The sequence below is a fragment of the Streptomyces sp. NPDC016677 genome (assembly GCF_055562815.1).
This window is the reverse complement of record NZ_JBVHEO010000002.1, coordinates 217,509-231,226: the sequence shown is the minus strand read 5'-3', so window position 1 is coordinate 231,226 and position 13,718 is coordinate 217,509. Positions and strand designations below refer to the sequence as shown.

Annotated in this window: 9 protein-coding genes; 3 read left to right on the top strand and 6 right to left on the bottom strand. The window is 74.3% G+C overall.

What is annotated here, in order from left to right; translation table 11 throughout:
• Positions 1-53: 53 nt before the first annotated feature.
• The 3 genes from ACZ3IG_RS06340 to ACZ3IG_RS06330 all read right to left on the bottom strand — a co-directional run bounded on the left by ACZ3IG_RS06340 (position 54) and on the right by ACZ3IG_RS06330 (position 4,598).
• A complete protein-coding gene (locus ACZ3IG_RS06340) occupies positions 54-1,238 on the bottom strand; it encodes a Cmx/CmrA family chloramphenicol efflux MFS transporter (RefSeq protein WP_467429563.1) in 1,185 nt (394 codons plus the stop codon).
• A 196-nt stretch (positions 1,239-1,434) separates the two neighbouring features.
• Entirely contained in the window at positions 1,435-4,074 is a 2,640-nt protein-coding gene (locus tag ACZ3IG_RS06335) for a SpoIIE family protein phosphatase (protein WP_467429562.1), read from the bottom strand.
• Between the two features lie 71 nt (positions 4,075-4,145).
• Positions 4,146-4,598, bottom strand: coding sequence for a flavodoxin family protein (locus ACZ3IG_RS06330; RefSeq protein ID WP_467429560.1), 453 nt, complete (start codon positions 4,596-4,598; stop codon positions 4,146-4,148).
• A 300-nt stretch (positions 4,599-4,898) separates the two neighbouring features.
• On the opposite strand from ACZ3IG_RS06330, the gene ACZ3IG_RS06325 reads away from it, so the two are divergent.
• Complete coding sequence (locus ACZ3IG_RS06325) at positions 4,899-5,411, top strand: GNAT family N-acetyltransferase (protein ID WP_467429559.1); 513 nt, start codon at positions 4,899-4,901, stop codon at positions 5,409-5,411.
• 92 nt (positions 5,412-5,503) lie between these two features.
• Here ACZ3IG_RS06325 and ACZ3IG_RS06320 read toward each other — a convergent pair whose 3' ends face one another.
• Positions 5,504-7,075 (bottom strand): MDR family MFS transporter, encoded by a 1,572-nt coding sequence (locus ACZ3IG_RS06320; protein WP_467430519.1) that lies wholly within the window; start codon positions 7,073-7,075, stop codon positions 5,504-5,506.
• 171 nt (positions 7,076-7,246) lie between these two features.
• A complete protein-coding gene (locus tag ACZ3IG_RS06315) occupies positions 7,247-7,927 on the bottom strand; it encodes a TetR/AcrR family transcriptional regulator (RefSeq protein WP_467429558.1) in 681 nt (226 codons plus the stop codon).
• Between the two features lie 219 nt (positions 7,928-8,146).
• On the opposite strand from ACZ3IG_RS06315, the gene ACZ3IG_RS06310 reads away from it, so the two are divergent.
• Positions 8,147-10,576 (top strand): phosphoketolase family protein, encoded by a 2,430-nt coding sequence (locus ACZ3IG_RS06310; RefSeq protein ID WP_467429556.1) that lies wholly within the window; start codon positions 8,147-8,149, stop codon positions 10,574-10,576.
• Positions 10,577-10,597: 21 nt separating this feature from the next.
• Positions 10,598-13,009, top strand: coding sequence for a glycoside hydrolase family 65 protein (locus ACZ3IG_RS06305; protein ID WP_467429554.1), 2,412 nt, complete (start codon positions 10,598-10,600; stop codon positions 13,007-13,009).
• Here ACZ3IG_RS06305 and ACZ3IG_RS06300 read toward each other — a convergent pair.
• On the bottom strand, positions 12,991-13,446 hold the full coding sequence (locus ACZ3IG_RS06300; RefSeq protein WP_467429552.1) for a hypothetical protein: 456 nt from the start codon (positions 13,444-13,446) through the stop codon (positions 12,991-12,993). The genes ACZ3IG_RS06305 and ACZ3IG_RS06300 overlap by 19 nt on opposite strands.
• Between the last annotated feature and the right edge of the window lie 272 nt (positions 13,447-13,718).

The window sequence follows — 13,718 nt, the reverse complement described above, 5'->3', positions numbered from 1 at the left end:
TCCCGAGGTCAGCGGCCACGGTCGGGATGCGGGTGACGTCCCTGCGGTCGAGGTCAGCGCGCGGGTGACGTCTCCGGTGACCGGGGCCGCGTCATCACGCCTCGCAGGGACACCGCGACCATCATCGCGACCAGGACCAGCAGGCCGCTCACCCACAGGGGCCCGAGGTCCCCGGCTTCGGTGCCCAGGGTCGTCGCGGCGACGACCGGGCCGGTGGCGGCGCCGACGTTGAGCGCGGCGGTCGCGTAGGAGCCGGCCATGGTGGGGGCCGCCGCGCCCTCGTACAGGACCCGGGTGATCAGCGTGCCGCCCAGCGCGAAGGACAGCGCGCCCTGGACGAAGACGAGGGCGAGCAGCGCGGCCGGCCGCTCGGCCAGCAGGGCCAGGGCGGGCCAGCCGGCCAGCAGCAGGGGGCCGCAGACCGCGACGACCGGGCCGGGGCGGCGGTCGGCGAGCCGCCCGGCGACGGTGATCCCGGTGAAGGAACCGGCGCCGAAGAGGACCAGGGCGACGGAGATCCACAGCTCGCCCAGTCCGGCGGGGCCGGTCACGACGGGGGCCAGGAAGGTGAAGCCGGCGAAGGTGGCCGCGTTCACCAGCGCGCCGAGCAGCATGACGAGGAGCAGCCGCGGACGCGCCAGCTGGGCCAGTTCCGCGCGCAGCGCCGGCCGGCCGGCGGTGTCCTGCCGCGTCCGGCGGGCCGGGACCGCGGTGAGCACGCCGACGGCCGCGGGCAGGCAGAGCGCGGCGACGGCCCAGAAGACGGCCCGCCAGCCGAGCAGTGTGCCCAGCGCTGAGCCCCCGGGGACACCGGCGACCACGGCCACCGTGGTGCCCGACAGCAGCACCGCGAGGGCGCGGCCCTTCCGGTCGGGGGAGACGAGGGTGACGGCGGTGGTCAGGGCCACGGCGAGGAACCCGGCGTTGGCGAGGGCCGCCGCCACCCGGGTCGCGAACAGCACCGGGAAGCTGGAAGTGACGGCGCCCACGGCGTGGGCCGCCGCGAACACGAGGACGGACCCGAGCAGGCTGGAGCGTCCGGACCGGCCGCGGGCGAAGGCGGCCATGAGCGGGGCGCCGACGACCATGCCGAGCGCGAACGCCGGGGTGAGCATGGCCGCGGTACCGACGGTGACACCGAGATCCGAGGCGATGTCCGGCAGCAGGCCGGCGAGCATGAACTCCGAGGTGCCCATGGCGAAGACGGCCAGGGCGAGCAGGTACAGCGAAAGAGGCATCGAGTGGCTCCGAGGTGAGGGCGAGCGGGAGAAGGCCGGCTCGTCACCGCGGTCAGCGCCCGACCAGGAGCGCGATGGTGCGCGTACTAGTGGTTCAGGGGGCTGACGGCGTGACCGAAAGCCCCCACCTCGTCCGACTCGGGGCTCGACATGGCCCGCACGGTACCCGACCGGCGCCGGACGGGGCACCTCGGTTTCACGACGGGGGAGCCGGGCGGACGGCCAGGACGGCGATGTCGTCGGCGCTGTCGGCGCCCAGGCCGATCAGCAGTTCGTCGCAGAACGTCTCCAGCGGTTCGCGGGCCAGCGCCGCCGTGTGCCGGCGCAGCCGGTCGAGGCCGCGGTCGAGGGCCTCGTCGCGGCGCTCGATCAGGCCGTCGGTGTACAGCAGCAGGGTCGAGCGGGCTGGCAGGACCGTGCGCGCCGTGCGCCGGGGCATCGAGGGGTCCATGCCGAGCAGCAGGCCCGACCCCTCCTCCAGGTAGCGGGCCTCGCCGTCCCAGGTGGTCAGCAGGGGCGGCGGATGACCGGCGGCGGAGTGCTTCAGCTCCCACGGGCCCTGCGCGGAGCCCTTGACGAGACCGTAGAGGCAGGTGGCGGTGGCCTCCCGGTACAGGCTGTGGTTGGCCAGGTCCAGCCGGCGCAGCACCACCTCGGGCGGCTCCTGGCGGTCCACGGCGATGCCACGGAGCATGCTGCGCAGCTGGCTCATGGAGATGGCCGCGTCCAGGTTGTGCCCGGTGACGTCGCCGATGACCACGGCGGTGTCGCCGTTGGGGACGACGAAACTGTCGTACCAGTCGCCGCCGACCTGCGCGGTGGTGGAGGACGCGGCGTAGCGGGCGGCCAGCTGGAGGTTGTCGACCTCCGGCAGCACGGGCAGCAGGGAGCGCTGGAGGCGCTGCGCGATGTTGCGGGTCTCCTGGTAGAGGCGGGCGTTGTCCACGCCCAGGGCCAGCCCGCGCACCAGGTCGTCCACGAGCACCAGGTCGTCCTCCGTGAACGGCCGCCGCCCGGCCGTACGGGCCACCGTCAGGGAGCCGAAGATCTCCCGGCGGGCCCGCAGGGGCGCGACGACGGCACTGCCCGTGCCGAGCCCGCGGAACAGCTCCCGGTAGTCGGCGTCCAGCGCGCTGCCGACCTGACCCGCCGGCGGAGCGTCGGTGAGCAGCAGCGGCCCCGCGCCGCGCAGCACCCGGGCCAGCGGGCCCCGGGACGACTCGGACACCGGGGGGAGCCGGCCCTCGTACGCCCCGGGACGCAGTCCGCGGGGGTCGCGGTGGACCACACAGGCCCGTTCCACCCGGGCGTCCTCGGTGAACAGGTCCACCGCGCACCAGTCGGCCAGCCGCCGGGTCAGCAGCCGGCCGACCGAGCGCAGTCCCTCGCCCAGGTCCAGCGTGTTGTTCAGCGCGGCCCCCGTGTCGGCCAGCAGGGCGAGCCGCTCCAGCGCGCTCAGGTCCGTGCGCCCGCCGCTCGTGCTCCGGCGGCGCTCCGGGGCGGCCGGCACGGACGCCCCGGAGTCCTCGGGGAGCGACGGCACCGCGCTCCGGCCGGGCGGGGCCGGTGCGTCGACGGACGTGGTGGCCCGGGGCGAGAGCTGGGCGACGAAGACGGTCCGGCCGTCGGCCATCTCCTGGGTCTCGATGTACAGCCGTACGGGCACCACCCGGCCGTCGCGGTGCAGCGCCGGCAGCGGCACGGAGCGGCCCACGATGCGGGCCCGCCCGGTGAGCAGCAGCGAGCTGAAGGCCACGGTGTGGCGGCGGCGCAGATGCTCGGGGATGAGCGTCGTGAGCCGCTGTCCGACGAGTTCGTCCGGCTGCCAGCCGAGCAGGTCCGCGGCGGGCCCGTTCACCGCGATGATCCGGTTGCCCGCGTCGGCGGCGATGACCGGGGACCTGCTGGCCCGCACGGTTCCCGGGTCCCAGGGCACCAGCTCCGCGGCGCTGGCGTCCGGCTCGCGGGGCACCACGGTCCACGCCGTGGGGCGTTCCCCGGCGAGCTGGCCCAGGATCTGTTCGAACATCCAGTCCTGGAAGGCACGGCCGCGGGGCAGCGCCGGCAGGGTGAGCAGGCGTTCTTCCCGGGCCGCCTCCTCGGCCAGGTCCAGTACCTGGCGCAGGGTCCGCACCGCCGGTGCGGCGTCGGCCGGCAGCGGCAGGCGCAGGGTGGCCAGATGCGCCTCCTGGGGCGGCCGCGCCGACGCGGCCGCGACACAGGCGCTGAGCACATGGTCGATGTCGGCGGCGGTGGCGAGGTCCTCGGCGCGCACCCCCGGCACGTCACCGGCCGACGCGACGAGGGCCAGTTCGCGCAGCACCGCGTGCCGGTGCTGCTGGGACGACGAGCACAGGGCGCTGGGCACGTCGACGAGCGTCACCGTCGTACCGGTGCCGCCGCACGGCTCGGCCGTGACCCATCCGGGCGACGGCGCCGGCGGGCCGTCCGGCCACAGCTCGAACCACACCGTCTTGCGCCGGCCGCCGGCCTCCGCCCCGTGGCGCGACGCCAGCCGCTCCACCAGGGCCAGGCCCTGCCCGGTCCCGGCGTACGGCGGGTAGCCCCGGAGTACGGGGCCGCGGCCCGGCCGGTCGTCACTGACCCGCACCCGTACCCTGCCGTCGTCGACGCGCACCGCCACCTCGGCGGCCGTGCGCGCGTGCAGCACCGCGTTGGTCACCAGCTCGCCGGTCAGCAACTGGGCGGTGTCGGACAGCTCCGGCGGCACGCCGTCGCCCAGCGCGGCCCGTACGAACCGCCGGGCCGCCGCCGCGCTCCGGGGCACCTCGGGGAACCACCGTGACACGCTCTCCGGCCGGTCGACGTCGCCCATGACACCAGTGTGCCGCGCGGTGCCCGGCCCGCACCTCGGCTCCCGGCGCCCGCTCGCGGACCCGGCCCGGTTCATTCCATCAGCCCGGCGGCGAGCGTCGCCCCCAGTTCCCAGCAGGCCTCCAGATCGGTCCTGCCGGGCTCGCCGGTCACGGTCACCAGCGGTGCCGCGCGCCGCCAGCCGAGCCCGGTGGTGACCGTGTCGAGGGCGCGCACCGCGCCCGTGGTGTCGCTGCCGCCGTGCACGTACGCGCCGAACGGCCGGCCGCGCGTCTCGTCCAGGCACGGGTAGTAGACCTGGTCGAAGAAGTGCTTGAGGGCGCCGGACATGTAGCCCAGGTTGGCCGGCGTGCCCAGCAGATAGGCGTCGGCCGCCAGCGCGTCGGACACGGTGGCCGCCAGCGCCGCCCGCCGCACCACGCGGACGCCCTCGATCTCCGGCGCGGTCGCCCCGGCCACCACGGCTTCGAGCAGGGCCTGGCAGTTGGGTGACGGGGTGTGATGCACGATCAGCAAAGTGGCCATCCCCGCAGCCTGCCGCCGCCCACCCGGCATCGGCAAGGAACGGGGGTGTCGCGTCGGGGCGCTGGTGGTCACGGAGGCTCGGCGTCGGGGCGGCGTGCGGGCCGGGGCGGGGCCGGGTGCGGGGTCGGGCGTGGGTCCGGGGCCGGTCCGTGTCCGTGTGGGGCCCGGGTCCGGGCCGGCGTCCGTGTCCGCAGCCGTGTCCCCGGCTCCTCGTACGTCCGTACGCCCGTCCCCTCGGCCCACCGCCCCCTAAACTGTCGCGCGCCCGCCCACCGCCCCGAGGAACGGACCGTCTGCCGTATGCCCCAGCACTGGACCACGCGGGTCGAGACCGCCGCCGATGTCCCCGCCGTCCGCGACGTCGTTCTCGACGCCTTCCCCACGGCGGAGGAGGCCGATCTCGTGGACGCGCTCCGGGCCGATCCGGACGCCTGGATCGAGGGACTCTCCCTCGTCGCCGTCGACGGCGACGACCGTCCCGTCGGCTACGCCCTGCTGACCCGCTGCCACATCGGCGAGAGCCCGGCGCTCTGCCTGGCGCCGTGCGCCGTCCGCACGGAACGGCAGCGCGCGGGCGCCGGGTCGGCGGCCGTCCGGGCGGCCCTCGACGCCGCCCGGCGCGCGGGCGAGGCCCACGTCGTCGTCCTCGGCCACCCGGAGTACTACCCCCGGTTCGGCTTCGGCCGTGCCTCGGCGCACGGCATCGGCCTGAGCATCGAGGTCCCGGACGAGGCGCTCATGGCCCTCACCCTGGACCCCGGCCGGCCGCTGCCCGCGGGGACCGTCCGCTACGCCGCGCCGTTCGGCATCTGACGTCGGCCGCACCCCGGAACCCCGGGTACGAGCGCGCGGGGCCGCACGCCCAGGACGGGTGTGCGGCCCCGCGCGCGGGTGTCCGGGGCGGCTCAGTGGACCGGAGCCGCCGGGCCCTTGTCGGTCGGGGCGGCGTCGCCCGCCTCTTCGGCGAGCCGCTCCATACCGCTGGTGGTCTTCAGCGGCTTCTCCTTGATGAAGACGACGGCGACCAGCGCCAGCAGGGCGAACGGCGTGGCGACGAGGAACAGGTCGGCGGTGGCGACCCCGTACGCGTGCTCCACGATCTCCCGCATCGGGCCGGCCAGCGTGGACATGTCCGGGAGGCTCTCACCGCCGCCGGCGTCACCGCCCGCCGCGCCGGCGACGCCGGCCTTCTCCAGGCTCTTGGTCATCTCGTCGGTGACCCGGTTGGCCAGGATCGCGCCGAGCACCGAGGTACCGATGGTGCCGCCCATGCTGCGGAAGAAGGACAGCACGGAGGTCGCGGCGCCCAGTTCGGCGGCGGGTACGTCGTTCTGGGCGGCCAGCACCAGGTTCTGCATCAGCATGCCGACGCCGATACCGAGGACCGCCATGTAGAGGCTGAGCAGCCCGAAGTGGGTGTCCGCGCCGATCAGGGAGAGCAGCGCCAGGCCGGCGGTCATGATGACGGCGCCCGCCACCAGGTACCGCTTCCACTTGCCGGTCCGGCTGATGATCTGGCCGGCCACGGTCGACGACACCAGCAGGCCGAGGATCATCGGCAGGCTCATCATGCCCGCGACCGTCGGCGACTTGCCCAGGGAGACCTGGAAGTACTGGGAGAGGAAGACCGTACCGCCGAACATGGCGACACCGACCAGGAGGCTGGCGACCGTGGTCAGCGTGACCGTGCGGTTCTTGAAGATGTCCAGCGGGATGACCGGTTCGGCGGCGCGCGTCTCCACCACGACGGCCAGGCCCAGCAGCACCACGCCGCCGATGACGAGCGCGGCGGTCTGCCAGGAGGCCCAGTCGAACTGGTTGCCGGCCAGCGAGACCCAGATGAGCAGCGCGCAGACACCGGCCACGATGAGGAAGGCGCCGAGCCAGTCGATCTTCACCTGGCGCTTGACGGTGGGCAGCTTCAGCGTCTGCTGCAACAGGAGGATGGCGAGCAGCGCGAACGGCACGCCGATGAAGAAGCACCAGCGCCAGCCCAGCCAGTCGGTGTCCACCAGGACTCCGCCGATGAGCGGACCGGCCACCGTGCCGACGGCGAAGACGGCACCGAAGATGCCGGAGTACTTGCCCAGCTCACGGGGCGGGATGACGGAGGCCATGACGACCTGCGCGAGCGCGGTCAGACCGCCGGCGCCGATGCCCTGCACGACCCGGCTGAAGATCAGCAGCGAGGCGTCGTGGGAGAAGCCCGCGAGCAGCGAGCCGACCACGAACATGCACAGCGAGAGCTGGAGCAGCAGCTTCTTGTTGAACAGGTCGGACAGCTTGCCCCACAGCGGGACGGTCGCGGTCATCGCCAGCAGTTCGGCGGTGACGACCCAGGTGTAGGAGGACTGGCTGGCGCCCAGGTCGGCGATGATCGTCGGCAGCGCGTTGGACACCACGGTGCCCGCGAGGATCGCGACGAACATGCCGGCCATCAGGCCGGACATGGCCTGGAGTATCTGTTTCTGCGTCATGGAACTGGGCGGCGCGGTGGCGGGCGCCTGCGATGCGGTCACGACATCTCTTTCGACGGTGATGAACGGTGCTGGTGCTGAACGGTGTTGAAGCGATGTGCGGTGCTGAACGGTGGTCCCGGCGCGGACCGGGCCGGCGCCGCGGCGGGAGGCAGGGCAGGCGGGGGAGGACTACGCGGGCGGCGCCGGCAGTCCGGCGGCCAGGAGCGCGAAGACCTCCTGGAACACCTCGCGGAAGGTGCGCTCCTCCTGGCGGGCGCACCAGTGGTCGACGCTGACCCGGACGGCGGTGACCGCCACCGCGGCCAGCAGTCGCGGGTACAGGTCCAGCTCCTTGCGGCGTTCCTCGTGGGAGGCGGCCGGGTCCGGCGGGGTGCCGCCGGGGGCGGGGCCGGAGCGGATCCGTTCGGCGAGGGCCTCGGCCAGTTCGGTCTCGTCGGCCAGATGCGCGCCGAGGCTGCGGACGAGGAGGTGCGGCGCCGCGCGCAGCACCTCGCCGTGCAGCCGCCACAGCTCGTGCTGCTGCTCGGCCTCGGCCAGCTCGGCGGCCATGGCGTCGTGCAGCGCCTGGAGGGGGGACAGCGCGGCCGGTGCGGCGAGCAGTGCTCGACGTACGCGGGCGCCGGTCTCGGCACCCACCAGGACGAACACGTCGTCGCGGGTGTCGAAGTAGTTGAAGAACGTCCGAACGGACACCCCGGCCGCGGCGCTGATCGCCTCGACGGTGACCTTCTCCGCCCCGTGCTCCGCCGCCAGACGCACCGCGGCCTCGGTGAGAGCGGCCCGTGTGGCCCGCTTCTTCCGCTCGCGCAGTCCGCCCCCCGCGGCACTCCCCTCCGACATAACTTGCATGTTATGCAAAGATGCACGACATGCAAAATTCGCCCTGTCCGGTCGGACCGGCCCCGGGGGAGTGACCCGAACGGCCCTGTCGGGTACCCGGCCGGTCCGCGCAGGGTGGTGGGATGTGCACCGGGCGCCGCGGCCGGCCGGTCCCCTCGGCCGCGCGGTCCGGCGGCACCACGGTCCGCCACCGGCCCGACCGCCGTCCCGACACGGAAAGGACCCCGGATGTCCGCCGACCCGCACGAGGCACCCGACCGTCCGACCGAAGACGACCCGACCGAAGACGACCCGACCGGCGACGACCTCACCGACGGGGAACTGGCCGGCCTCGACGCCCACTGGCGCGCCGCGAACTACCTCTCCGTCGGCCAGATCTACCTCATGGACAACCCTCTGCTCACCGAGGAACTGCGCCCGGAGCACGTCAAACCCCGGCTGCTCGGCCACTGGGGCACCTCACCCGGCCTCAACCTGGTCCACACCCACCTCAACCGGGTGATCAAGGCCCGTGACCTGGACGCCCTGTGCGTCTGGGGCCCCGGCCACGGCGGGCCCGCCGTACTGGCCAACTCCTGGCTGGAGGGAACGTACACCGAGACGTACCCGGACGTCACCCGGGACGCGGCCGGGATGGCGCGGCTGTTCCGGCAGTTCTCCTTCCCCGGCGGCGTGCCCAGCCACGTCGCCCCGGAGACCCCGGGCTCCATCCACGAGGGCGGTGAGCTGGGCTACTCCCTCTCGCACGCCTACGGCGCCGCCTTCGACCACCCGGACCTGGTGGTCGCCTGTGTCATCGGCGACGGCGAGGCGGAGACCGGGCCGCTGGCCGCCTCCTGGCACTCCAACAAGTTCCTCGACCCCGTGCACGACGGCGCCGTCCTGCCGGTCCTGCACCTCAACGGCTACAAGATCGCCAACCCGACGGTGCTCGCCCGGCTCCCCGAGGCCGAACTCGACGCACTCCTGCGCGGCTACGGCCACGACCCGCTCCACGTCACCGGCGACGACCCGGCCGCCGTCCACCGCGCCATGGCCCGCGCCCTGGACACCGCCCTGGACCGCATCGCCGCGATCCAGCGCGCCGCCCGCCACGACGGCGCCACCGAGCGCCCCCGCTGGCCGGTGATCGTGCTGCGCACCCCGAAGGGCTGGACCGGTCCCGCCGAGGTCGACGGCCTCCCCGTCGAGGGCACCTGGCGAGCCCACCAGGTCCCGATGGCCGCCGTCCGGGACAACCCCGACCACCTGCGCCAGCTGGAGCGCTGGCTGCGTTCCTACCGGCCCGGGGAACTCTTCGACGCGGACGGCGCCCCGCGCCCCGCCGTCCTGCGCTGCGTCCCCGAGGGCACCCGCCGCCTGGGTGCCACCCCGTACGCCAACGGGGGACTGCTGCTGCGCGAACTCCCGCTGCCGCCGCTGGACCGCTACGCCGTCCCCGTCGGCAGCCCCGGCGCCACCCTCCACGAACCCACCCGGGTCCTCGGTGACCTGCTGCGCGACGTCATGGCCGCCACCGCCGACCGGCGCGACTTCCGCCTCGTGGGCCCCGACGAGACCGCCTCCAACCGCCTCCAGGCCGTCTACGCCGCCAGCGGCAAGGCCTGGCAGGAGCCGGTCCTGCCCGTCGACGAGGACCTCGACCCGCACGGCCGCGTCATGGAGATCCTCTCCGAGCACACCTGCCAGGGCTGGCTGGAGGGCTACCTCCTCACCGGCCGGCACGGCCTGTTCTCCTGCTACGAGGCGTTCGTCCACATCGTCGACTCCATGGTCAACCAGCACATCAAGTGGCTGCGCGTCACCCGCCGGCTGCCCTGGCGCGCGCCCATCGCCTCCCTCAACTACCTGCTCACCTCGCACGTGTGGCGCCAGGACCACAACGGGTTCTCCCACCAGGACCCCGGCTTCGTCGACCACATCCTCAACAAGAGCCCCGAGGCCGTACGGGTCTACCTGCCGCCGGACGCCAACACCCTGCTCTCCGTCGCCGACCACGCCCTGCGCAGCCGCGACTACGTCAACGTCGTCGTCGCCGGCAAACAGCCCTGCTTCGACTGGCTGACCCTGGACCAGGCCCGCACCCACTGCGCGCGCGGCGCCGGCATCTGGGAGTGGGCGGGCACCGAGGACGGCAGCCGCGAACCCGACGTGGTGCTCGCCTGCGCCGGCGACGTCCCCACCCAGGAGGTGCTGGCCGCCGCCCAGTTGCTCCGCCGGCACCTGCCCGGACTCGCCGTCCGTGTGGTCAACGTCGTCGACATCGCCCGGCTGCTGCCCAGCGGCGAACACCCGCACGGCATGAGCGACTTCGAGTACGACGGCCTGTTCACCGCCGACAAGCCGGTCGTCTTCGCCTACCACGGCTACCCCTGGCTCATCCACCGGCTGGCCTACCGGCGGAGCGGCCACCAGCACCTGCATGTGCGCGGCTACAAGGAGATCGGCACCACGACCACCCCGTTCGACATGGTCGTCGGCAACGACATGGACCGCTACCGCCTCGTCATGGACGTCATCGACCGGGTGCCCGGCCTCGTCGTGCGGGCCGCCGCCGTCCGCCAGCGGATGGCGGACGTCCGGCTGCGCCACCACGCGTACATCCGGGAACACGGCGTCGACCTGCCGGAGGTCGCCGACTGGTCCTGGGAAGCCTGACCCGCGCGAAAGGAGCGCCCCGTGACCGCGACCGCCGCCTCGACCTGGGAGTACGACGGCTACGACCCCGCCGAGGAGCGGCTGCGGGAGTCGCTGTGCACGCTCGGCAACGGCTACTTCGCCACCCGCGGCGCGCTGCCCGAGTGCGCCGCGGACGACGTGCACTATCCGGGCACGTACGTCGCCGGCTGCTACAACCGGCTCACCTCCTCCGTCGCCGGGCGCGAGGTCGAGAACGAGGACATGGTCAACCTGCCCGACTGGCTGCCGCTGCGGTTCCGTACGGCGGGCGGCGCGTGGCTCACGCCCGACACCGCCGAGGTGCTCACCCACCGGCAGGCGGTGCACCTGGACACCGGGCTGCTGGAGCGGCACACCCGGTTCCGGCTCGGCGACTCGGGCGTGCTCGCCGTGCGGCAGCTGCGTCTGGTGCACATGGCCGACCCCCATCTGGCCTGTCTGCGCACCGAGTTCACGGCCGAGACCGCCGCCGTCGACCTGGACGTGGAGGCCGCGCTCGACGGCGGCGTCACCAACTCCGGGGTGCCGCGCTACCGGGACCTGGAGGGCCGCCACCTCACCCACGTGCACACCGGCGAGGCCGGACCCGGCACGGTGTGGCTGCGCTGCCGCACCCGTACCTCGGACATCCGGATCGGCCTGGCCTCCCGGGTGACGGCCGACGTACCGGTGGAACCGGAAGCGGCACGACCGAGGGCCGTCCAGCGGCTGCGGCTGCCGCTGCGCCCCGGCCGTACCGCCGTCGTCGACAAGACCGTCGCCCTGCACACCTCACGCGACCCGGCGATCAGCGACCCGCTCCAGGCCGCCGTCGACCGGGTGGCGTCCGCGCCCCGCTTCGACGCGCTGCTGCGCAGCCACGGCACCGCCTGGGCACAGCTGTGGCGCCGCGCCGAACTGGACGTGCCGGGGGAGGCGGGCAGCATCCTGCGCCTGCACCTCTTCCACGTCCTGCAGACCCTCTCCCCGCACACCGCCGACCTCGACGTCGGCGTCCCGGCCCGGGGCCTGCACGGGGAGGCGTACCGGGGCCACGTCTTCTGGGACGAACTGTTCGTGCTGCCCTACCTCAACCTGCACTTCCCCGAGGTGTCCCGGGCGCTGCTGCACTACCGGCACCGCCGGCTGGACCGGGCCCGGGCGGCGGCCCGCGCGATCGGCAGGCGGGGCGCGCTGTACCCGTGGCAGAGCGGCAGCGACGGACGGGAGGAGACCCAGCAGCTCCACCTCAACCCGCGCTCGGGCCGCTGGCTGCCGGACCACTCCCACCTCCAGCACCACGTCGGCTCGGCGATCGCGTACAACGTGTGGCAGTACTGCGAGGCCAGCGGCGACACCGAGTTCCTGCACACCAAGGGCGCCGAGATGCTCCTCCAGATCGCCCGCTTCTGGGCCGACTCGGCGGTCTGGGACGGCGGCCTGGGCCGGCACCGGATCCGGGGCGTGGTCGGCCCCGACGAGTACCACGAGGCGTACCCGGACGCGGACCGGCCCGGCCTGGACGACAACGCCTACACCAACGTCACCGCCGCCTGGGTCCTCACCCGCACCCTGGAGGTGCTGCGCGCCCTGCCCGAGCCGCGCCGCCGCGAACTCGTCGAACGCACCGAGCTGGACGACGGCGAAGTCCAGCAGTGGGAGGACGTCTCCCGCACCCTCCACGTCCCCTTCCACCGGGGCGTGATCAGCCAGTTCGAGGGCTACGGCGACCTCGCCGAACTCGACTGGCGAGGGCTGCGCGAGCGGCACGGCGACATCCGCCGGCTCGACCGGGTCCTGGAGGCCGAGGGCGACACCGTCAACCGTTACCAGGCGTCCAAACAGGCCGACGTCCTCATGCTCGGCTACCTCTTCTCCCCGGCCGAACTCCGCTCCCTGTTCGCCCGGCTCGGCCACCGACTGGACGACGACACCTGGCACCGCACGGTCGACTACTACCTGGCCCGCACCAGCCACGGCTCCACCCTCAGCGGCCTGGTGCACGGCTGGGTCCTGGCCCGCGCCCGGCGCGCCGGGGCATGGGCCTATGTCCAGGACGCCCTCAAGGGCGACGTCGCCGACCTCCAGGGCGGCACCACCGGCGAGGGCATCCACCTCGGCGCCATGGCCGGCACCCTCGACCTCGTCCAGCGCGGACTGACCGGGCTGGAGACCCGCGCCGGCGCGCTGTGGCTGGACCCGGTGCCGCTGCCGGAGCTGTCGGCGTACGGTTTCTCGCTGCGCTACCAGGGCCACTGGGGCGTACGGCTGCGGCTGGAGCACGAGCTGCTGGAGATCGCCGTACCGGCCTCCGACCGGCTGCCGATCGACGTCCGGCTGCCCGGCCGGACGGTCCAGGTCCAGCCCGGCGACATCTGCCGCCTGGTCCTCCCGGACCGCCCGCGGGGCGGGGCTCAGCCCGGCAGCGGATAACTCACCACGCGCGGGGCGCCGTCCGGCCGCCCGTCGGTGTACGTCACGCTGATCCGGGTGTAGCGGGGCTCGCCCGGGTTCTTCCCGTCCGCCACGGGCGCTTCGAGGCGCACGGTCACCGGGTACGCGCGGAACGTGCCCGCCGCGCAGTACGGGTCGCAGTCGTTGACCAGGTTGACCCCCCGGCCCACCGCCGCGTCGGCGTCCCAGCGCGCCCAGTGCAGGGAGTCCAGCCTGCTGTTGCCGTCGCCGCAGGCGAGCAGGTAGTCACCGGGACGCACCTCGCCGCGGCCCTGGCAGTCGGCCAGGACGGGGCCGCCGGTCCGATGCCGGTCCGGCTCCGGGGACGGGGTGGTGGCCGAAGCCGCTCCCAGGGGCGCCGCGAGCGCCGCGGCGGCACCGAGTGTGACGGCCGCCCTCATCGCATGTCCGCGCATGTCCGCTCCTGCCGTTCGACTTCCGTTCGACCGAGGACCGTCGTGCTGCGGGTCACGGTCCGTCGTCCGATACGACGCTACGGCGGGGCCCGCCGACGCACCACTCGGACGGAGTACGGCGCGGCGCGCACCGGCGTCGGCGGAGTGCGGGCGATCTGTCGGCCGGGCCCGCGAGGGTGGGGCCCGTCCGCCGCCACCGGTGGGCGTACGTCCGTGCCGCCGACGCGGGGGAGTCTCCCGTCATGCCCGCCGTTCCCTCCGCCCCGCCCCCT